The following is a 19,770-nucleotide window of genomic DNA, read 5'->3' on the forward strand; positions in this document are numbered from 1 at the left end:
ATTTCAAAAGGCGATATATTACCGGAATAGCGCACTTTTTACCGCAATTTTATCGAAAGCAGTACGTTCGCTTCACGCATAGAGTTGAAAGCCGATGCTGGCGGTGTTTGAATACGCGCCTGTGCTAAAAGGAGAGTCTACCATGAGTCTGGATATCGACCAGATTGCCCTGCATCAGTTAATCAAACGCGATGAAAACCAGCTTGAACTGGCGCTGCGCGATTCACTGCTGCCTGCCACCAACACGGTTAACGCGATGGTGGAGGAGTTACACCGGGTTTACAGCGCAAAAAGCAAAGCCTATGGCCTGTTCAATGCAGAAAGTGAACTGGCAGAAGCGCTGCGTAATTGTCGTAAGGGCAACGATGATTTTCTCGCTTTTAGCCGCGCTGCAACAGGTCGTCTGCGCGACGAGCTGGCCAAATATCCGTTCGCTGAAGGCGGCGTGGTGCTGTTTATTCACTATCGCTATCTGGCGGTGGAATATCTGCTGATTGCGGTGCTGAACAGCCAGTCCAGTATGCGCGTCAATGAGCAGATGGATATCAGCAGCACCCACTATCTCGACATCAATCATGCGGATATCGTGGCGCGAATTGATTTAACCGAATGGGAAACCAACCCGGAATCGACCCGTTACCTGACCTTCCTGCGCGGCCGCGTCGGACGTAAAGTGGCTGACTTCTTTATGGACTTCCTGGGTGCCGAAGTGGGATTAGACACGAAGGCGCAGAACCGCGGTCTGTTGCAGGCCGTTGATGATTACTGCAACGAATCCGAACTGGATAAGCAGGAACGGCAGAACTATCGCCAGCAGGTTTACAGCTACTGCAACGAACAGTTGCAGGCGGGCGAGGAAATTGCACTGGAAGATCTGTCGAGCGAGCTGCCACCACTGGGCGAAAAAACCTTCCAGGCCTTTACCCAGGAGCAGGGCTACGAGCTGGAAGAGAGCTTCCCGGCGGATCGCAGTACGCTGCGTCAGCTGACGAAGTTTGCCGGCAGCGGCGGGGGACTGACCCTGAATTTTGATGCGATGTTACTGGGCGAGCGCATTTTCTGGGATCCGGCCACGGACACCCTGACGATTAAGGGCACACCACCCAATCTGCGGGACCAGCTTCAGCGCCGTACCAGCAGCAAATAAAAAAAGCCGGGCTTAGCCCGGCTTCTGTTCTCTGACACGTCGATTATCTCTGTGTATCAGGGACAAAATAAAAGGGCCGGTTTCTCAACCGGCCCTTTTACATTTCAACGTAATTCGCGATTAAGCGCGAACGAAGTCGATGTGGAACAGTTTTGGCTTGAACGGGTGACGCTGAACAGCCTGAACTTTCACTTTAGTTTCTTTGCCGTCAACTGACAGGGTCAGAACTTCGTCGTAGAAACCTGGCTTAGATTGCAGGTTCATTACTGAGTCGTGATCCAGATCGATGGCAACAGCCGCTTCAGAACCACCGTAGATGATGGCCGGGAAACGGTTTGCTGTACGCAGGCGGCGGCTCGCACCCTTACCCTGCTCTTTACGTTCTACTGCATTGATAGTGAGCATTAATATATCTCTTTATTTAAATCCTGCTACAGGCGACCCAGTAACAGGCAGGTTATTCAATACCGCTGATGCACATGCAAAAGCGGGCGGCAGTATAGCCGTTATGCCGGGTGGTAGCAAACGATATACCCGCTCGCCGGGTTCAGCATCCGGTCAGCCCTCGCTGGCATCACCTGTTAACGCAGCTCATTGGCGCGGCGATAGCGGCCCTGATAATCGAACATTTTCTCGCGGATCTGCCAGAACTGGCCTTTGGCCCGTGCGACGACAAAATCGGGATGACGTAGCAGCGGCTGGAGTGCCAGGACGTCAGCGGCGGTCTGCCAGCCCAGCGGCACGCCGGGGGCGCGCTGATGGGGACGCATAAAGAGCTGTTCAAACGCCTTACGCTGGGCCGGCGTCTGCAGACGAAAGCGTTCGCTGACGCTGGTGCCTTCCTCATCAAAATAGGTCGCCTTCAGCCATTCCCCTTTGGCGTCATGGCCCTGTTCCAGCGTCATGCCACCACAGCGAAGCACCAGTGCGTCTTTCAGTTTCAGCGCCGCTTTCAGCATATCGTCCGGATCGACCAGAATTTTGTCGCACTGGTGACAACGTCGGGCGGCAATATCATTCTCTGCGCCGCAGTCGGGACAACTTTTAAACCGGAAGCGGAAATCACACTGTTCGCGCTCACCTTCGTCATCTTCCAGTACGCCCTGACAGCGCCGGCCAAAATGCTCGATCACCATGCCATCTTCGGTCGCCTTGCCCCAGAAGGTGTTGGCGAAACCGCAGGCGGGACAGAAAACCTGAACCGGCTGATTGTCGCTGGCCCCTTTGGGGGCGCCAACTTCGGGCGTAAAGAGATCGTGCGGATTACCCGCGTAATCGAGAATCAGGCAGTCGGTTTTACCCGGTGAGAGCCGCAGGCCGCGTCCGACGATCTGCTGATAGAGGCTGACCGACTCGGTCGGACGCAGGATTGCAATCAGGTCAACGTGCGGCGCATCAAACCCGGTGGTCAGCACCGCCACATTCACCAGGAATTTCAGTTGCTGCGCCTTAAACGCCAGAATCAGGGCATCGCGCTCTCTGGCTGGCGTTTCGGCCGAGACGAGCGCGCTGTTTTCTGGCAGCAGCCGCAGGATTTCACGCGCATGCTCCACCGTTGAGGCGAAAATCATCACGCCCAGCCGATCTTCAGCGAACTCCACGATCTGGCGAATGATATGGGGCGTCACGCGCTGCTGCTGCTTCAGTTCACGATTCAGATCGGCTTCGCTGAACAGGCCGTTGGACTGTGCCGTCAGTCGGCTGAAGTCATACTGCACCACCGGCATATCCAGTCGTTCCGGCGGCACCAGAAACTGATGCTTGATCATGTAGCGCAGGGGCAGTTCATAGATACAGTCGCGAAACAGCGATTTTTCATCGCCACGCACCATGCCGTGATAGTGGAACTGATAAATCCAGCCTTTACCCAGACGGAATGGCGTAGCGGTCAGTCCCAGTAAACGCAGTTGCGGATTGTGCTGACGCAGATGATTAAAGATCTGCTGATACTGACTCTCTTTATCATCGCCAATGCGGTGACACTCATCGACAATCACCAGCGAGAAGGCGCTGTCGAACTGGTCGAGGTTACGCGCCACTGACTGCACGCTGCCAAACACCACTTTGCGCTGACTCTCTTTGCGCTGAAGTCCGGCAGCAAAGATATCCGCCTCCAGCCCGTAGGCCTGATATTTACTGTGGTTCTGCGCCACCAGCTCTTTGACGTGCGCCAGCACCAGCACCCGGCCACGGGCCAGCCGGGCCAGCTCGGCAATCACCAGACTCTTGCCGGCACCGGTTGGTAGCACAATGACGGCAGGTTCCTGATGGCGACGGAAATGCGCCACGGTGGCATTCACCGCATCCTGTTGATAGGGGCGTAAGGTAAAAGACATGTTGCTCACTTTTGTATAACTGGCGGCAATTATGCCATGAAAGTGCGGTAAACGCGCTGTCAGGCTGGCGCGGATCACGTTATACTTCCCGCACATTTTCAACGGTTAACCAGGCCGTTTCAGATTCCCTCCGCAGTAACAGGCAAAACGAATTCATGCGACTCGACAAATTCATCTCTCAGCAACTGGAAATCAGCCGCGCCATCGCTCATCGCGAGATCCGTGGCCAGCGTGTCACCGTTAACGGGGAAGTTGTCCGCGATACCGCGTTCAAACTGCTGCCCGACCACGAAGTCGTCTATGACGGCAACGTACTGCAGATGCAGACCGGTCCTCGCTACTTTATGCTGAACAAACCGCAGGGTTACGTCTGCTCAACCGACGATCCCGATCATCCCACCATCATCTATTTCATCGAAGAGCCGATGTCATTCAAACTGCATGCGGCAGGGCGTCTGGATATCGACACCACCGGACTGGTGCTGCTGACAGATGATGGCCAGTGGTCACACCGCATTACCTCGCCACGTCATCACTGCGAGAAAACCTATCGGGTGACACTGGAATCGCCGATCAGTGACGATACGGCCGCACAGTTTACAGCGGGCGTGCAGCTGCACAATGAGAAGAGCCTGACGAAACCGGCACAGCTGGAGGTGATTACCCCCACAGATGTGCGGCTGACACTGAGCGAAGGTCGTTACCACCAGGTGAAACGGATGTTTGCAGCCGTCGGCAATCGGGTCATTGAGCTGCATCGTGAACGCATCGGTGACATCGTGCTGGACGAGGATCTGGAACCGGGCGAATACCGTGCGCTGACAGAAGACGAGATCGCCAGTATTGGTCTGCCGAAAGAGCTGCAGACAAAATAACCGGGCGGGCCAGGCGGCCCGACCCAGACTCATTTGTGCAGGAGAAGGTGTGCGTAAGGAAAAGAACTCGCCAACAGGACTGGTCGTCATCCTCGGTCTGTTAGCCATGCTGATGCCGTTGTCGATTGACATGTATCTGCCTGCCATGCCGCAGATTGCGCGTGAGTTCGGGGTGTCAGCCGGTAGCGTGCAGATGTCGCTTAACCTCTACATCCTTGGCTTCGCGATTGGCCAGCTTATCTATGGTCCGCTGGCAGACAGCTATGGGCGTAAGCCGGTAATTGCACTCGGCACGCTGATCTTTGCCTGCGCCGCTGCGGCCTGTGCACTGTCACAGACCATCGATCAGCTGATTCTGATGCGCTTCCTGCACGGACTTTCTGCCGCCGCAGCCAGTGTGGTGATCAACGCGCTGATGCGTGACAGTTACTCGAAAGAGGACTTCTCGCGCATGATGTCCTTTGTGATGCTGATTACCACCATCGCGCCGCTGCTGGCGCCGATCATCGGTGGCTGGCTGCTGGTGCTCTGGAGCTGGCACGCAATTTTCTGGGCGCTCGCGGGTGCGGCATTAGTGACCACTGTGCTGGTAACCACACAAATCCGCGAAACCCTGAAGCCGGAGCAGCGACAGCGTTTTCATCTGCGCACCACGCTCGGCAACTTCGTGACGCTGTTTCGCCACAAACGGGCGTTCAGTTACATGCTGTCGAGCGGCTTCTCCTTTGCCGGGCTCTTTACTTTTCTCAATGCCGGCCCCTTTGTTTACATTGAGCTGAATCACGTCTCACCGCAAAACTTTGGCTACTACTTTGGTCTCAACGTGGTGTTTCTGTTTGTCCTGACGCTGATTAACAGCCGTGCCGTGCGCCGCTTTGGCCCGGTGGCGATGTTCCGGCTGGGGCTGCTGATACAGTTCTGCATGGGCATCTGGTTGCTGGTTGTCAGCGCCTTCAGCCTCGGCTTTTTGCCGCTGGTGATGGGAATCGCGATGTTTATCGGCTGCGTGTCGATGGTCTCATCGAATGCGATGGCGGTGATCCTGGATGAGTTTCCGCATATGGCCGGAACGGCATCCTCTCTGGCGGGCACGCTGCGTTTTGGCGTGGGTGCTTTTGTCGGTGCACTGCTGTCGCTGGTGAGTTTCAACAGCGCCTGGCCGATGGTCGGCACAATTGCCCTGTGCGCGACAATTTCTCTGCTGCTCTTCTTCTACGCTTCACGTCCCCGCACTGCGACCCGTTAACCGGGCGCAGTGGTTTCTTCCCCGATTGCCCGCAGTGATGCACATCCCGACGGTTTTGTTTCTTTATTGTGAAAATTTTTAGTTAAAAAAGTAATCATAATGCGTCTAAAATGATTGTTAACGGTGAGTGAACGCGGTACATATAGGCTGAAGTGCGATGTAAGTCGCAAAAATGCGCTTCTGCAATCCGCACGGATGGGCCTCCCTGTCCGGACTCTGCGGTGAATGACCCGCTGGCTGCGGGCAGGTCGGTGTTGCGACATAAACTCATCCGGGGAAAGTAAACTATGCTGCAACTTTCAATTGTGCATCGTCTGCCACAGCATTTTCGCTGGGCCAGCGATCACCACAGCGCCATTGATTCTGATGATGCAACGCTGGATGAGCAGGATTTCGTGGCGCTGCGATTGATCAGCCATGACGGCATTCCGGCGTGGGAGATTCTGCAGCAGTTAAAAGAGGTTCTGGCGGATATTCAGGTTGATTGCAAAGTTGCTGAGTGCGAAGGGCAGCCCTGCCTGTTCATTCAGCGTCGTGACGAAAGTGCCACTAACTGCTGTTTAAAAAATCAGGGCGTGGCGATAGCAGAAACCTTTATTGGAGGTTAAGCTGCGCCGACTGCAGTAGCTCGCGGGTATAATCTGCCACGGGTGAAGCAAACAGCCTTTCACACTCGCCCTGTTCCACGACCTCTCCCTGGCACAGCACGATAAGCTGGTGGCACAGCGCGCGAACCACATCCAGGTCGTGACTGATAAACAGATAACTGAGCTGCCGCTGCTGCTGCAAACGGCGTAACAGCGTCAGAATTTGCTTCTGCACCGTGCGATCCAGCGATGAAGTCGGTTCATCCAGCACCAGCAACTCCGGCTCCAGAATCAATGCCCGCGCAATAGCAATACGCTGTCGCTGACCGCCAGAAAATTCGGCCGGATAACGATGGCGACTTTCCGCTTCAAGCCCCACTTCCTCCATGACGGCGATAACCCGCTGCGTCTGCTGCACACTGTCGAGTTCAGGCTGATGTACCGCCAGACCCTCAGCAATAATCTGCTGCACCGTCATGCGCGGATTGAGTGAGGAGTTAGGGTCCTGAAACACCACCTGAATACGCTGACGCAGCGGCAACAGTTGCTGACGCGACAGTTGATGCAGCGGCTGACCGTCAAACCAGATCTCGCCGCGTGAGGCAATCAGCCGCAGCAGTGCCAGCCCGGTGGTGCTTTTACCCGAGCCGGACTCACCCACCAGGCCCAGACTTTCGCCACGCCGCAGGCTAAAACTCAATCCGGAAAGCACCCGCTTTTCACTGTTCTGGCGACGGAACAGCCCGCGCCGCTGTGTAAAGCTCACCTGAAGCTGCCCGACACGAAGAAGAATGGGCGACGCTGCGGGCAGCGGAACGGCTTTTCCCTCCGGTTCCGCAGCCAGCAACTGCTGGCTGTAAGGATGCTGCGGCTGGTTCATCAGGGTCTGGCAGCGATTCTGCTCCACGATGTGACCGTTGCGCATCACGCTGACATTATCTGCCAGCTGACGCACAATATTCAGGTTATGCGTGATGAACAGCATGCCCATGTTCAGCTCACGTTGCAGTTCGCGCAGCAGCGTCAGGATCTGGGCCTGAACCGTCACATCCAGTGCCGTGGTCGGCTCATCGGCAATCAGCAGCTGCGGCTCGGTCAGCAGCGCCATGGCAATCATCACCCGCTGGCGTTCACCGCCGGAAAGCTGGTGGGGAAAATCATTGAGCCGGGTGGCGGGCTGCCGGATACCGACCCGATCGAGCACGCTGAGAATCTCCCCGCGTGCGGCCGGACGACGCATCCCGCGATGCAGTGACAGCACTTCATACAGCTGCTTCTCCACGGTGTGCAGCGGATTCAGTGACACCATGGGCTCCTGAAAAATCATCGCGATCTGGTTGCCGCGAATACCCCGCAGACGCTGCTCGCGGGCGCGCAGCAGATCTTCACCGTTAAACAGAATCTCGCCGCTGGGATAAATCACTGAAGCCTCATGCAGCAGTCGCATTACCGACAGCGCGGTGACGCTCTTGCCGGAACCAGACTCACCCACCAGCGCCAGCGTTTCACCTGCGTCAATGCGCAGCGACACGTCATTCACGACCTGTCGAAGCTGCTTGCCCTGACGAAAGGCGACTGAGAGATGATTGATAGCAAGCAATGGCGTCGTCATTCAGGCTCCTTTGCCCGGATCAAAGGCGTCACGCACCGCTTCGCCGATAAAAATCAGCAGCGAAAGCAGGATCGCCAGAGTGAAAAAGCCCGCCAGACCTAACCAGGGAGCCTGCAGGTTGTTCTTGCCCTGCAGCAGTAACTCGCCCAGCGAGGGCGAACCCAGCGGCAGGCCGAAGCCCAGAAAGTCGAGTGAGGTCAGCGTGGTAATCGATCCGCACAAAATAAACGGCAGAAAGGTCAGTGTGGCCACCATCGCGTTAGGCAGCATATGGCGCAACATAATCCGGCCATCGCTCACGCCCAGCGCCTGCGCGGCACGAATGTAATCAAAATTTCGGGTACGGAGAAACTCTGCCCTGACAACACTTACCAGACTCATCCAGCCAAACGCCACGGTGACCAGCAACAGCCACCAGAAGCCAGGCTGAATCACGCTGGAGAGAAGAATCAGCAGAAACAGCGCGGGCATGCCAGACCAGACTTCAATCATCCGCTGCCCAATCAGGTCAATTCTGCCGCCGAAATAGCCCTGCACCGCGCCGACCACAATCCCGATGACGCTGGAGAGAAGCGTCAGCAGCAGACCGAACAGCAGAGAGATACGTGTGCCATAGAGCAGCCGAGCCAGTACGTCGCCGCCGTTGGCGTCCGTGCCGAGCCAGTTCTGCGCAGAGGGCGGAGAAGGGAAGGGCACCTGAGTAGCAAAATTAATGGTTCCGTCGCTGAAACGAATCGGTGCCCACAGCGCCCAGCCATTCTGCCTGATGCGCTGCCGCAGCCAGGGATCCTGATAATCCGCCGCTGTCGCCAGTACACCGCCATAGTCGGTTTCGCTGTAGTCAAACAGCAGCGGCACCGTCCAGCGTTGGTGGTAATGCACCAGCAACGGCTTGTCATTCGCGATCAGTTCAGCACCCAGCGACAGCAGAAAAATGATCAGAAAGATCCAGAGCGACCAGTAGCCGCGTCGGTTGTGACGAAAGCGCTGCCAGCGCTGCTGATTCAGGGGTGAGAGCGTCATGAGCGGCTCCCGAAGTCGATGCGGGGATCGACCAGCGTATAAGTCAGATCGCTGAGGATATTCATCAGCAAACCGATCAGCGTGAAAATATAGAGCGTGCCAAACATCACCGGGTAGTCGCGTTGCAATGTCGCGTCATAGCCGAGCAGCCCAAGCCCGTTGAGCGAAAACATCACTTCGATGAGTACCGAACTGGTAAAGAACATGCTGATAAACGTGGCCGGGAAGCTGGCGATCACCAGCAGCATCGCATTGCGAAACACATGATGATAGAGAATGCGTCGCTCTGGCACCCCTTTGGCGCGCGCGGTCACCACATAGAGTTTGCGGATCTCGTCCAGAAAGGCGTTTTTGGTCAGCATGGTCAGCGTGGCGAAGCCGCCGATCACTGTCGCCAGCACCGGCAGAGCGATATGCCAGAAGTAGTCCAGCACTTTGCCATACCAGGGCAGTGTATCGTGCTGCGCAGAGGTGAGCCCACGCAGCGGAAACCAGTCGAGATAGCTGCCACCGGCAAACAGCACAATCAGCATGATGCCGAACAGAAAGGCCGGAATAGAGTAGCCGATGATAATAAAGGCGCTGCTCCAGACATCAAAGGCGCTGCCATTGCGCACCGCTTTGCGGATCCCCAGTGGAATCGACACCAGATAAATAATCAGGGTGCTCCAGAGTCCCAGGCTGATCGAGACTGGCAGGCTCTCTTTGATCAGCCCGATCACCGAGGCGCTGCGAAACAGGCTGTCGCCAAAATCCAGACGCAGGTAATTCCACAGCATCTCGCCGTAGCGCTGCCAGAGAGGTTTATCGAAGCCGTAACGCTTTTTAATCTCAGCAATCACTTCAGGATCCAGCCCGCGTGCGCCACGATACTGATTATCGCCAGGATTAATGTGACTGAAGCTGGCGCGTGAACTGGCGCTCTCCGCCCCGCTGCCGGGCAGGCCGGTTGTCTGACCAAACTCAATATTTGCCAGCGCCTGATCGACCGGGCCGCCGGGCGCGATTTGCACGATAAAAAAATTAAGCGTGATGATCGCCCACAAGGTCGGGATAATCAGCAGCAGTCTGCGCAGAAAGTAAGCGGCCAACGGTGATCTCCTTAGCGTTTACTGGCCGGCAGGCGTCCGGCTTTGTTTGTGTCGTACCACCAGTTTTCCAGCCCTGTACTGTAGGCGGGCTTGCGTGCAGGGTGAGAAAACTTATCCCAGTATGCCAGCCGCTGTTCAGCGTTGTACCACATTGGGATCATATAGGCATTCCACAGCAGCACCCGATCCAGCGCCTGTGCCAGCGGGCGAAGTTCAGCAGGATCGTCCTGATGCGCCACAATCTGTTTCACAAAGTGATCCACTATCGGATCTTTAACCCGCGCACTGTTCCACGACGAGTTGATGTAGTCGGAGTGCCAGAGGATCTGCAGGCTGGACGTCGGGATGGGCATCGCTGAATAGGCGGTGGCAATCATATCGTAGTCACCTTCCCGTTTGCGCCGCAGATACTGCGAGCTGTCGATCTGCCGCAGATTCAGCGTAATGCCAAGCCGCGAAAGATTGTGCTGCAGCGGGAGTGCCCAGTCGATGTCAGAACCGCTGCGTAACAGCAACTCTGCGGTGAACGGCTGACCGGTTTTATCATTGACCAGGCGGCGATTTTTAATCTGCCAGCCCGCCTGTTTTAACAGGTCAAATGCGGTTAACAGACTGGCGCGGTCATAGCCGCTGCCATCCGTTTTGTGTGGCTGATAGGGCTGGCTGAACAGCTCTGGCGGCAGTTGTGCGCGCCAGGGTTCAAGCAGCGCCCGTTGCTGTGCATCCGGCACACCACTGGCAGCATACTCCGTGTTCTGGAAATAGCTGCTGGCGCGATGCCAGGCTCCGTAGTAAAGCGCTTTGTTCATCCACTCGAAATCGAACATCAGTGAGATAGCCTGACGCACGCGTCGATCATGAAACAGCGGTTTTTCATTGTTAAATGCCAGCCAGCGGGTATCAATAGCAGCGTCATTGGGCGTAGTCTCTTTGACGATGCTGCCATCGTCGAAATGGCGGCCGCGATACTGGGTGGCCCATTTCTTCGCCGAAGTCTCTTCACGCCAGTCGAAAGCGCCAGCCTTAAAGGCCTCAAACGCCACATTGTCATCCAGATAGTAGTCATAGCGTATGCGATCAAAATTAAAACGTCCGCGGTTTACCGGCAGATCGGCGGCCCAGTAATCTTTTACCCGGCTGAACTCAATAAACTGACCCAGTTTCCAGCGGGTGATGCGATAGGGTCCGCTCGACAACGGCGGTGCGCTTAACGGTTCATTAAACTTTTTATCGTGCCAGAATGACTCGGCGATCACCGGCAGCGTCAGTAATCCAAGCAGCAGGTCTTTATCCGGCTTCTGTGCTTCTATACGCACTTTAAGGTCGTTCAGCGCTTTTACGCTAACGCCACGGTAGGCGACGCGGAACTGGGGCACGCCCTCAGTCATGAATTTTTCAAAGGTGAACGCCACGTCGCGGGCGGTGATCGGTGTGCCATCCTGGAAGCGGGCGTGGGGATTCATCTGGATCTCGATCCACGAAAAATCGCTGGCATAGCGCGCCGACTCGGCAATCAGCGGATAATAGCTGCCGGGTTCATCGTCTGAACTGGTGTAAAGCCCGTCATAAAGCGAGCCGGTGTTAATGCCTGGATTGCCGCGTGAGGCATAGCGATTGAAGTTGTCATAGGTACCGATCACCGCCAGGGTGATGCTGCCTCCTTTGGGCGCGCTGGGGTTGGCATAGTCGTAATGGCTGAAACCGGGCGGATATTTTGCTTCACCAGCCTGGGTGAATGCATAGCTTTGCTGGACAGAGGCAGCCAGCAGCGGGGCGCTGAGCAGGCCACACAGCAGTATGAGTCCAAAGCGAAACAGCATGATTCCTCCAGTCAGATGTCCGGGGCGTTTCAGGCCAGGTCATGTCAGGCCTTATGACGACGGAAATAGTCTATCAGGGTTTCTGGCCGTAACGGACGGCTAAAGATATAACCCTGCAAATGCGTTACACCACGATTAATTAACCAGGTGGCCTGCTCACCGGTCTCAACGCCTTCGGCCACACTCTTTAAGTTGAGTTTCTTCGCCAGTTGCAACACGGAATCCAGAACCGGTGAGGTCAGGGTGTCTGTACCGATGCTCTGAACAAAACCGCGATCGATTTTGAGGTAATCAAAGTCATAACGTTCCAGATAGATTAACGCGCTATGCCCGGTACCAAAATCATCAATAGCAATATGAATCTGCTGCTGATGCAGCCAGTCAAACAGTTCTCCGACGTTTTCATCCCGCACCATGGCTCGCTCAGTAATCTCAAACACATAGTTAAAGTGTCCCGCAGGCATGGTATCAAGCCAGTGCAGCACATCCTGACGGAAACCACTGTCAGCCAGATGCAGGGGCGAAATGTTGAGACTCAGGCTGGCATGACGGGGAATGGTATGACACAGCAGATGTGCATCACGGGAAACCAGCTGAAACAGATGCCGCGTCAGCGGAATAATCAGATTCTGTGATTCTGCAAAATGAATAAAGACATCGGGCGGAACCGGGCCTTTCGTCGGGTGAGTCCAGCGTAATAATGCTTCCATACCATAAGGCTGGCCATCATGAGACGTCACCAGCGGCTGATACTCAACGTGAAACTCGCCGCGTTTCATGGCCCGAATCAGCTCTCTGCCGGGACGCTGATACACCGACAACAGTAGCCACCATCCGCCTGCAAACAGCAGCGACAGCAACAGGCCACTTAGCAGGATAGTTTGATAGTCGCTGACTGCCAGAGTGGAGCCGTACACGACAAACTGGAGCGGATATCCTGTCAGCGCCCGCTGGTGCAGGGGCGTCGGCAGGTTTTTATTCTCAATGAGGCCGGGCTGCCAGCTGGTTAAGGCGCTGCGCTGTGCCACGAGTGCCATGCCGGTGATTTCCGGTCGCCGGGACGCCAGCAGCTGATAAGGCGCGAGAGTGATATTGAGCGTCGCGAAAACGCCTGACTGCAGGCTGCCTGGATTTTTGATCCACAAGGCCAGCACCGGTTTATTCGGCTGCAACGGCGTGCCTGGCATCAGTTGCAGGTCGGTATCGCGAGAAATGTCACTGTGCGGCGCAATCACATTAAGTGGCAGACTAAAACTGCCGGTCGCTGACGAGCAAAAGGCTGTACCGTTATCAACCAGCAGAATGGCGCGAAGGTTTCCGGCAAAGGCGGCGCGTGAGGTCAGTTCACGATCTATGTTATGGCAGGCAGTGTGGGTAAACGGAAGCAGGGGAGTGAGAGTGCTGTTAATCAACGTGGAGAGCGTTTGCTGCAATGCCGTGCGACTGTTCTCCAGCAGTTGCTGATGCTGCCGTTCGCGCTTCTGCCAGGTCTGGTGAAAAGAGAGTACGGCGAACAAAAGAAAGAATAAGCCGCCAGCCATCGCGCTACTGCATGCGATACGGCGAGGAGTAGTGTCACGGCGCCGTAGTGCCCCCGACAATGGCATGAGGTGCTCCTGATAAATTATTATTATGTTATTGCGCACGACTGCTTCGGTTTAAGCGACCGAGAATATAACGAGAGAGTCTGAAATGTCTCGTTATTTATCTGAAATACAATGCTTTTATCTGATAAAAATCTGCCTGCCATCTTCAGGCACGAAAAAAAACGCTGCACAGGCAGCGTTTCTTGTTCTCTGGCGAGAGAAAATCGAAGGTGATAATCAGGTCGGGTTACGACTTAATACACGACGCCCTTCACGGTAACGCTTTTTCCAGTAGTCATCATTGAGACTGGAAATCATCACGCCACTGCTGGTAGATGCATGAACAAAGTTATCGTTACCCAGGTAAATGCCCACGTGGCGGCCCGTTGAACCGGCACGGAACATCACCAGATCGCCAGGGCGTAATTTACTGCGGGTGATCTCTTTGCCTGTGTCTTGTTGCTCAGAGGTAGAACGAGGTAATTCTAAGCCAAACTGATCGCGGAAGGTGCGTTGTACAAAGGCGGAACAATCGATCCCGCGTTTGGTATCGCCACCGAGGCGATAGCGCACACCTTTCCAGACGGCGTATTGTTCCATGATGCGCGACTTAACATCGACGTTACGCACCATTTCTTCAAACTCATCCTGAGACGCCTGAAGTAAAAAACCATTGTGGTTGTTAACTTCATGATTCTCGTTATTCGCGTTTTGACTGCTATGGGTACTGCTACAAGCTGAGAGGAGTGTGGCTAGCGCCAATGCGGGCACGATCCGCATTATATATCTCAGTATTGGTTGAGACTTGACCATTATTCGGGTTTTCCTTCGATTTCCTTACGACAAAATTGTCGCCAGCCAGATGACAAAACAGGGAGATTAATAAGCGAAACAGGCTAAGACAAATCCTTAATTACTAAAATGTGTTAATGGACACACTTTAACGGTAAAAAATCTGAATTTTCTGCCGCTGTAGTCTCACTGCGACTGAGGTTAACTGATTACAGACGCCGTGGCGAGTGCTTTTAATCAATTTCATATAGGTTTTTTTGATGAGAATCAAACCGTAACACACTGACTATTTTAGAGACAATTGTGGGGAAATAATGGTGAGAACAGGGGATGAAAGGGAGGTCAATTCGGGGCATAGCCTGCTGTTTCAGTGTTTTCTTAATTGACAGCCTGGTGTGAAGACCCGTTAACGCGTAAGCCGGGTCATAACCTTTTCTTTTCGTGAATTTAATTAGCAGCCTAATAGTGAGGAGCTGTTTTTTATAAGCGCGGGCGGTTATGAACCTGGCGGGTAAACCGACCGCGCTTAACATTTACATCACGGGCTTATATTTACCCGGTAATTTGCGATAAAACCAGTTAACCAATACGTCACTTGCTGGTGTTAATAGCCACCAGCTCAGTCCGACTAAAACGACCGACAGTGAACCGACGGCAATATCGGTAAACCAGTGCGCGCCCGCCATGACGCGCGGCAGTGAAAATATCACCACAATAGCGGCGGCAACGATAAAACGGCTGAAACCAAAATAACGCCAGATAAAGCAGGCGAAGATGATCAGCATCATACCGTGGTCCCCAGGGAAACTGTCTTTTGAGGCATCTTTAGCGGGAATACCGGTTAATTCACTGACGCGATAAACGTGATCAAAGAATCGCGTCGGACTCGAGTGTTTCACGGGCAACAAATGGCCCAGCTGATTAAGCACCACGGCGGTTAACAACATGGTGATACCAATGGCCAGCATCCGACGCCTGGCCTCTGGCGTTTCCTGCCGCCAGATCGACAGATAAAGCAGACCCATCGCCAGCAGGGATACCGCATCAAAACCACGAAAATTGGTGATAGCGACGATCAGCGCGAAGAGCGGATGAGTGCCCATCTGATTATTGAAGCCAAAGAAAACAGATTTATCGATGCCAAACCAGAAACCGTGTTCAGGCGGCAAATACCAGGAAAGAAACAGCACTATGCCCAGTGCATTGAGCAGCAGGATAGTAATAAGGCGGGTTACGCGCATAATTAAAACTCATTAAAAAAATAACCGCCGACAATACCTGTCTTAGCGTAAACGGCACTTCAACAATGCCGATTGTAGCTGATTCCAGTCGACCTGCTGAGAATGGATGATCTCAATACGGCTATCGGGCGGCAGTGAGGTGAATGTCTCACTTTGCAACTCTTTTGCCTGGCAGTTAATACGCATTGTGCCTTCTGGCGTGCGCATTACCCCTTTAATGCGATCGACCGCTGCCAGCCGGACCCACTCCAGCAGCGCATCGCGGCTAAACAGCGTGTCAGCATCAAACAGCCAGCCGCAGGCGCTATAGCCCTGGCCGTGGTTCAGCGCCCGACGCCATCGCGCCTCGCCATCCAGTCGTAATGCCGCCAGACCGCTGGTCGGGGGCGACGAATGATGGTGATGCGGCGCAGGGAGGTCGCGCGGCAGATAAGGGGCATCAAGCAGGGAAAGGGGGATTTGACCGAATTCGGTCTGTATCAGAGGACGAGCAGGCTGCATCTGCTGCTGCCAGTCAGCCAGGCGCTGACGGTCCTCTTCGCTCCAGCAGTCGCGCTTATTAGCAATAATAATGTCGGCGGCAGCGAGTTGATCGCGAAAGTTTTCATTGGCAACAATACGCGGCTCAGCCAGTTGACGAGCATCCAGCAGCGTCAGAGTGGCGTTCAGTTGCAGCCACGCCTGATACACCGGCGCACTTAACATCTGCAACACCTGACGCGGATGGCCCAGACCCGTTGGCTCAATCAGCAGTCGGTCGGGCTTGCTCTTCAGCAGCATATTCAGCCCAACCTGCATCGGCAGACCGTTAACGCAGCACAGGCAGCCGCCGGGAATCTCCTTCAGCGTGGCACCGCGATCGGCCAGCAGGGCACCGTCGATCCCAATCTCGCCAAATTCATTGACCAGCACCGCCCACTTTTCTCCTGCGGGCCGCGCTGCGAGCAGATGGCAGAGCAGCGTGGTTTTGCCGCTGCCCAAAAAACCGGTAATCAGATTAACGCGTGTCATGGGACGCCCCCGCCAGAAAATAACGCAATAGTGTAATACTATAACATTATCGCGATCAGCAGCAGGCTGGCGGTTTAGTCAGCGCGGCCCATGTAACGGCGTTCAGCGATATGGATGCGGATGCGGTCACCGTTGCTCAAATATTCCGGAACCTGAATAGAGAGGCCTGTGCTCATTCCGGCTGGTTTGGTACGGGCGCTGGCGGAAGCCCCTTTAATGCCTGGTGAAGTATCCACGATCTCCATATCCACGGTTTGTGGCAGTTCCAGCGCCAGTACCTGACCCTCCATCGTCAGCACGTGAATGCCAGGGATGCCGCCTTCAGGGATAAACAGCAGCTCTTCTTCGATCTGCTCCTGCTTAAAGGAGTAAGGGGTGTAATCCTCATCATCCATGAAAATATATTCGTCACCATCTATATAAGAGAAGGTGACGCTGCGACGGCTGAGCGAAATCGCATCAATAATCTCGTCGCCTTTGAACCGCTCTTCAACTTTTAAACCGGTGCGGACATCGGTAAAGCGCATTTTATACAGGGTGGCAGCACCGCGTGCGCTGGGGCTCTGGACATCAATGTCTTTAACCAGCAGCAGTTTACCGTTGTGCGTGACGGCCATCCCTTTTTTGATTTCATTGGCTTTTGGCATTGCTGTTCTCGCTATCTTGAGAGTGAAGTGCGCGCAACGTTACGCGTGCCGGTGAAAACTGGCAATATGGTGGAGGCGAAATTTTGTGTCAGGCCGCGGCTTCCATGGCAATTTCTGCCCCGGACTGCTATTGTCGCCGCGACTTTCTCTGCCGGAGCACAGCATGCAATGCCGTAGCCAGTGCGGTGCCTGTTGTACAGCGCCCTCGATCTCTTCACCCATTCCTGGCATGCCTGACGGCAAGCCCGCGAACACGCCCTGCGTTCAGCTCGATGACTCACTGCGTTGCAAACTGTTTGGTTCGCCATTGCGTCCTGCCGTCTGCGCAGGCCTGCAGCCTGCATACAGCATGTGTGGCAACTCACGCCAGGAGGCGATGACATACTTACTTCAGCTCGAAGCCGATACTACCCCCTGAAGCGCTGACGCTGCTGACATTTTCGGTCCACAGATCTCTGCATTACAGCAACCGCGTCAGCCTGTTCACTTTTTATTCCCCTTAATCCTCCTGAAATGTGCGTAACGTCAAAAATCTGTTACGCCGTTTGCGCATTCTCTTGCCTCCGCAAAATTGCTGTACCACAATCCCTGAAACGTTTCAGCGGTGACTGCGCCACCTGTTTTCAACAGCATGGCGTAAAAAAATCCCCACTGGCTGAAACGATTCAATCTCAGCAAGCGAGGAGAATTATGTTCCAGCTCGAATTGCAGGCCATCCATACCGGAGCCAGCGCCCAGAATAAAGAAGAGGCCATTCGTCAGGTTGCTGCCGCGTTAACCGCTGCGGGTAATGTGACGGAAGGCTACGTCAACGGCATGCTGGCCCGCGAACAGCAAACCTCAACGTTCCTCGGCAACGGCATCGCAATTCCCCATGGCACCACCGATACCCGCGACATGGTCCTGAAAACCGGTGTTCAGGTGTTTCAGTTCCCGCAGGGCATTGCCTGGGGTGACGATCAGACTGCTTATGTCGCCATCGGGATTGCCGCTAAGTCGGATGAGCATCTGGCGCTGCTGCGTCAGCTGACCCATGTTCTGAGCGATGACACCATTGCTGAACAGCTTAAAACTGCCTCTGCTGAAGATCTCCGTGCGTTGCTGATGGGCGAAAAACAGGCCGCCGAGTTCAGCTTCGACACCTCATTAATTACGCTCAACGTCGCTGCCAGCGATCTGATCACTCTGCAGGCAATGAATGCTGGCCGGCTGCAGTCCGCGGGTGTGGTGGATGCGAGCTACGTCGCAGACGTGGTCTCGACGGCTCCGCTGAATCTGGGTCAGGGCATCTGGCTCAGCGACAGCAGCCTCGGCAACCTGCGCAGCGGTGTTGCCATCAGCCGCGCTGAACATGCATTCGACCATCAGGGCGAATCCGCGGCGATGTTAATCAGCGTTTCAGCGACCGATGAACGTCCACTGGAAGTGCTGGGTTACCTCAGCGCATTACTGCAGCAGAACAAAGCAGATCGCCTGCTTAATGCGGATGCAGCAGGCGTTTACGCACTGCTGACCAGCGAAGTTGATGAGCAGGCTGAGGTGCTGACCGCAGAATTCACTATTCGCAACGAGCATGGTCTCCATGCCCGTCCAGGCACCGCGCTGGTTAGCGTAATCAAGCAGTTCAACAGCGACATCACTGTGACCAATCTCGACGGCAGCGGTAAACCTGCTAACGGCCGTAGCCTGATGAAAGTGGTTGCGCTGGGCGTGAAGAAAGGCCATCGCCTGCGCTTTACCGCCAGCGGTGACGATGCACAGCAGGCGCTGACCGCCATTGAAGAGGCGATCAACAGCGGTCTGGGCGAGGGGGCAGCATGAGCAGACGCGTCGCCACCATCACGCTGAATCCGGCGTATGACCTGGTGGGATATACCCCTGAAATTGAACGCGGCGAAGTCAACCTGGTGAAAACCACCGGGCTGCACGCGGCGGGCAAGGGCATCAACGTTGCTAAAGTCCTGAAAGACCTGGGTATTGATGTCACCGTGGGTGGATTCCTGGGTAAAGAGAATCAGGACGGCTTCCAGCAGCTGTTCAGCGAGCTGGGCATTGCCAACCGTTTCCAGGTGGTGCCGGGCCGTACCCGTATTAACGTTAAACTCACTGAACAGACCGGCGACGTTACCGATCTCAACTTCTCCGGTTTCCAGGTAACGGGTCAGGACTGGGATCGTTTTACGGCTGATTCTCTGACCTGGCTGGGCCAGTTCGACATGGTCTGCGTCAGCGGCAGCCTGCCAGAAGGCGTTGATCACGATGCCTTTACCCGCTGGATGACCGAACTGCGTACTCACTGCCCCTGCATTATCTTCGACAGCAGCCGCGAGGCGCTGGTGGCAGGACTGAAAGCCGCACCATGGCTGGTGAAACCTAACCGCCGTGAGCTGGAGATCTGGGCCGGTCGCAAACTGCCTGGTCTGCAGGATGTGATTGGCGCTGCGCACGAACTGCGCGAGCAGGGCATCGCCCATGTGGTGATTTCATTGGGCGCGGAAGGCGCACTGTGGGTCAACGCGTCAGGCGAATGGATTGCTAAACCGCCGGTGTGTGAAGTCGTAAGCACCGTGGGTGCCGGTGATTCGATGGTGGGCGGCCTGATTTATGGCCTGCTGATGCGTGAATCCAGCGAACACACGCTGCGTCTTGCGACTGCCGTGGCGGCGATGGCCGTCAGCCAGAGCAACGTTGGCGTTTCCGATCGTACGCAGTTGGCCGCAATGATGGCGCGTGTCGACTTACAACCCGTTAACTGA

The 19,770-nt window shown here is 55.1% G+C and carries 18 protein-coding genes; 7 read left to right on the forward strand and 11 right to left on the reverse strand.

The features are described 5' to 3' along the window. Positions 1–142: 142 nt before the first annotated feature. Positions 143–1,147 (forward strand): nucleoid-associated protein YejK, encoded by a 1,005-nt coding sequence (yejK, locus tag NP77_RS08445; protein WP_033743236.1) that lies wholly within the window; start codon positions 143–145, stop codon positions 1,145–1,147. A gap of 120 nt (positions 1,148–1,267) precedes the next feature. On the opposite strand, the gene rplY is transcribed toward yejK, so the two are convergent. Both rplY and NP77_RS08455 read right to left on the reverse strand, forming a co-directional pair. Continuing rightward, complete coding sequence (gene rplY, locus NP77_RS08450) at positions 1,268–1,552, reverse strand: 50S ribosomal protein L25 (RefSeq protein ID WP_003854168.1); 285 nt, start codon at positions 1,550–1,552, stop codon at positions 1,268–1,270. Between the two features lie 176 nt (positions 1,553–1,728). Further along, positions 1,729–3,483, reverse strand: coding sequence for a DEAD/DEAH box helicase (locus NP77_RS08455; RefSeq protein WP_008926122.1), 1,755 nt, complete (start codon positions 3,481–3,483; stop codon positions 1,729–1,731). Between the two features lie 155 nt (positions 3,484–3,638). On the opposite strand from NP77_RS08455, the gene rsuA reads away from it, so the two are divergent. The 3 genes from rsuA to NP77_RS08470 all read left to right on the forward strand — a co-directional run bounded on the left by rsuA (position 3,639) and on the right by NP77_RS08470 (position 6,212). Continuing rightward, positions 3,639–4,358, forward strand: a complete 720-nt coding sequence (gene rsuA / locus NP77_RS08460; protein ID WP_003854163.1) for a 16S rRNA pseudouridine(516) synthase RsuA — start codon at positions 3,639–3,641, stop codon at positions 4,356–4,358. Positions 4,359–4,407: 49 nt separating this feature from the next. Beyond that, the gene (locus NP77_RS08465) at positions 4,408–5,604 is read left to right on the forward strand and encodes a Bcr/CflA family multidrug efflux MFS transporter (RefSeq protein WP_008926121.1); all 1,197 of its coding nucleotides are present in this window, start codon (positions 4,408–4,410) and stop codon (positions 5,602–5,604) included. Positions 5,605–5,891: 287 nt separating this feature from the next. Further along, the gene (locus NP77_RS08470) at positions 5,892–6,212 is read left to right on the forward strand and encodes a hypothetical protein (RefSeq protein WP_003854157.1); all 321 of its coding nucleotides are present in this window, start codon (positions 5,892–5,894) and stop codon (positions 6,210–6,212) included. Here the strand turns inward: NP77_RS08470 and yejF are convergent. The 9 genes from yejF to yeiP all read right to left on the reverse strand — a co-directional run bounded on the left by yejF (position 6,199) and on the right by yeiP (position 17,014). Continuing rightward, a complete protein-coding gene (gene yejF / locus NP77_RS08475; protein WP_039659754.1) occupies positions 6,199–7,803 on the reverse strand; it encodes a microcin C ABC transporter ATP-binding protein YejF in 1,605 nt (534 codons plus the stop codon). The genes NP77_RS08470 and yejF overlap by 14 nt on opposite strands. Beyond that, positions 7,804–8,826, reverse strand: coding sequence for an ABC transporter permease (locus NP77_RS08480; protein WP_003854154.1), 1,023 nt, complete (start codon positions 8,824–8,826; stop codon positions 7,804–7,806). After that, positions 8,823–9,917 (reverse strand): microcin C ABC transporter permease YejB, encoded by a 1,095-nt coding sequence (locus NP77_RS08485; protein ID WP_003854153.1) that lies wholly within the window; start codon positions 9,915–9,917, stop codon positions 8,823–8,825. The genes NP77_RS08480 and NP77_RS08485 overlap by 4 nt, the downstream gene beginning before the upstream one ends. A gap of 11 nt (positions 9,918–9,928) precedes the next feature. After that, a complete protein-coding gene (locus NP77_RS08490) occupies positions 9,929–11,737 on the reverse strand; it encodes an extracellular solute-binding protein (protein WP_039659756.1) in 1,809 nt (602 codons plus the stop codon). 44 nt (positions 11,738–11,781) lie between these two features. Next, on the reverse strand, positions 11,782–13,344 hold the full coding sequence (locus NP77_RS08495) for a cyclic di-GMP phosphodiesterase (protein ID WP_039659757.1): 1,563 nt from the start codon (positions 13,342–13,344) through the stop codon (positions 11,782–11,784). A 216-nt stretch (positions 13,345–13,560) separates the two neighbouring features. After that, positions 13,561–14,136: a bifunctional murein DD-endopeptidase/murein LD-carboxypeptidase gene (gene mepS / locus NP77_RS08500; RefSeq protein ID WP_071591717.1), complete on the reverse strand. Its 576-nt coding sequence runs from the start codon at positions 14,134–14,136 to the stop codon at positions 13,561–13,563. A gap of 512 nt (positions 14,137–14,648) precedes the next feature. Then, positions 14,649–15,356 carry a phosphatase PAP2 family protein gene (locus NP77_RS08510; RefSeq protein WP_003854148.1) on the reverse strand — a complete coding sequence of 236 codons (708 nt, stop codon included), beginning with the start codon at positions 15,354–15,356 and terminating at the stop codon, positions 14,649–14,651. A 42-nt stretch (positions 15,357–15,398) separates the two neighbouring features. Next, the gene (locus NP77_RS08515) at positions 15,399–16,367 is read right to left on the reverse strand and encodes a GTP-binding protein (RefSeq protein ID WP_003854147.1); all 969 of its coding nucleotides are present in this window, start codon (positions 16,365–16,367) and stop codon (positions 15,399–15,401) included. Positions 16,368–16,441: 74 nt separating this feature from the next. Continuing rightward, a complete protein-coding gene (gene yeiP / locus NP77_RS08520; RefSeq protein ID WP_003854146.1) occupies positions 16,442–17,014 on the reverse strand; it encodes an elongation factor P-like protein YeiP in 573 nt (190 codons plus the stop codon). Positions 17,015–17,177: 163 nt separating this feature from the next. Here yeiP and NP77_RS22870 point away from each other — a divergent pair, with 163 nt between their 5' ends. The 3 genes from NP77_RS22870 to fruK all read left to right on the forward strand — a co-directional run bounded on the left by NP77_RS22870 (position 17,178) and on the right by fruK (position 19,770). Continuing rightward, positions 17,178–17,432 (forward strand): YkgJ family cysteine cluster protein, encoded by a 255-nt coding sequence (locus tag NP77_RS22870; RefSeq protein ID WP_072040357.1) that lies wholly within the window; start codon positions 17,178–17,180, stop codon positions 17,430–17,432. 272 nt (positions 17,433–17,704) lie between these two features. Beyond that, positions 17,705–18,835, forward strand: coding sequence for a fused PTS fructose transporter subunit IIA/HPr protein (gene fruB / locus NP77_RS08525; RefSeq protein ID WP_039659760.1), 1,131 nt, complete (start codon positions 17,705–17,707; stop codon positions 18,833–18,835). Further along, complete coding sequence (fruK, locus tag NP77_RS08530; RefSeq protein WP_003854138.1) at positions 18,832–19,770, forward strand: 1-phosphofructokinase; 939 nt, start codon at positions 18,832–18,834, stop codon at positions 19,768–19,770. The genes fruB and fruK overlap by 4 nt, the downstream gene beginning before the upstream one ends.

This window comes from Pantoea sp. MBLJ3, assembly GCF_000816655.1.
Lineage (GTDB): Bacteria > Pseudomonadota > Gammaproteobacteria > Enterobacterales > Enterobacteriaceae > Pantoea > Pantoea eucalypti.

Coding starts and splice junctions, on each gene's coding strand:
- yejF (WP_039659754.1), bottom strand. CDS start 7,803: ATGACGACGCCATTGCTTGCTATCAATCATCTCTCAGTCGCCTTTCGT.
- NP77_RS08470 (WP_003854157.1), top strand. CDS start 5,892: ATGCTGCAACTTTCAATTGTGCATCGTCTGCCACAGCATTTTCGCTGG.
- NP77_RS08455 (WP_008926122.1), bottom strand. CDS start 3,483: ATGTCTTTTACCTTACGCCCCTATCAACAGGATGCGGTGAATGCCACC.
- fruK (WP_003854138.1), top strand. CDS start 18,832: ATGAGCAGACGCGTCGCCACCATCACGCTGAATCCGGCGTATGACCTG.
- NP77_RS22870 (WP_072040357.1), top strand. CDS start 17,178: ATGCAATGCCGTAGCCAGTGCGGTGCCTGTTGTACAGCGCCCTCGATC.
- NP77_RS08495 (WP_039659757.1), bottom strand. CDS start 13,344: ATGCCATTGTCGGGGGCACTACGGCGCCGTGACACTACTCCTCGCCGT.
- rplY (WP_003854168.1), bottom strand. CDS start 1,552: ATGCTCACTATCAATGCAGTAGAACGTAAAGAGCAGGGTAAGGGTGCG.
- NP77_RS08480 (WP_003854154.1), bottom strand. CDS start 8,826: ATGACGCTCTCACCCCTGAATCAGCAGCGCTGGCAGCGCTTTCGTCAC.
- yeiP (WP_003854146.1), bottom strand. CDS start 17,014: ATGCCAAAAGCCAATGAAATCAAAAAAGGGATGGCCGTCACGCACAAC.
- rsuA (WP_003854163.1), top strand. CDS start 3,639: ATGCGACTCGACAAATTCATCTCTCAGCAACTGGAAATCAGCCGCGCC.
- fruB (WP_039659760.1), top strand. CDS start 17,705: ATGTTCCAGCTCGAATTGCAGGCCATCCATACCGGAGCCAGCGCCCAG.
- mepS (WP_071591717.1), bottom strand. CDS start 14,136: ATGGTCAAGTCTCAACCAATACTGAGATATATAATGCGGATCGTGCCC.
- NP77_RS08510 (WP_003854148.1), bottom strand. CDS start 15,356: ATGCGCGTAACCCGCCTTATTACTATCCTGCTGCTCAATGCACTGGGC.
- yejK (WP_033743236.1), top strand. CDS start 143: ATGAGTCTGGATATCGACCAGATTGCCCTGCATCAGTTAATCAAACGC.
- NP77_RS08515 (WP_003854147.1), bottom strand. CDS start 16,367: ATGACACGCGTTAATCTGATTACCGGTTTTTTGGGCAGCGGCAAAACC.
- NP77_RS08490 (WP_039659756.1), bottom strand. CDS start 11,737: ATGCTGTTTCGCTTTGGACTCATACTGCTGTGTGGCCTGCTCAGCGCC.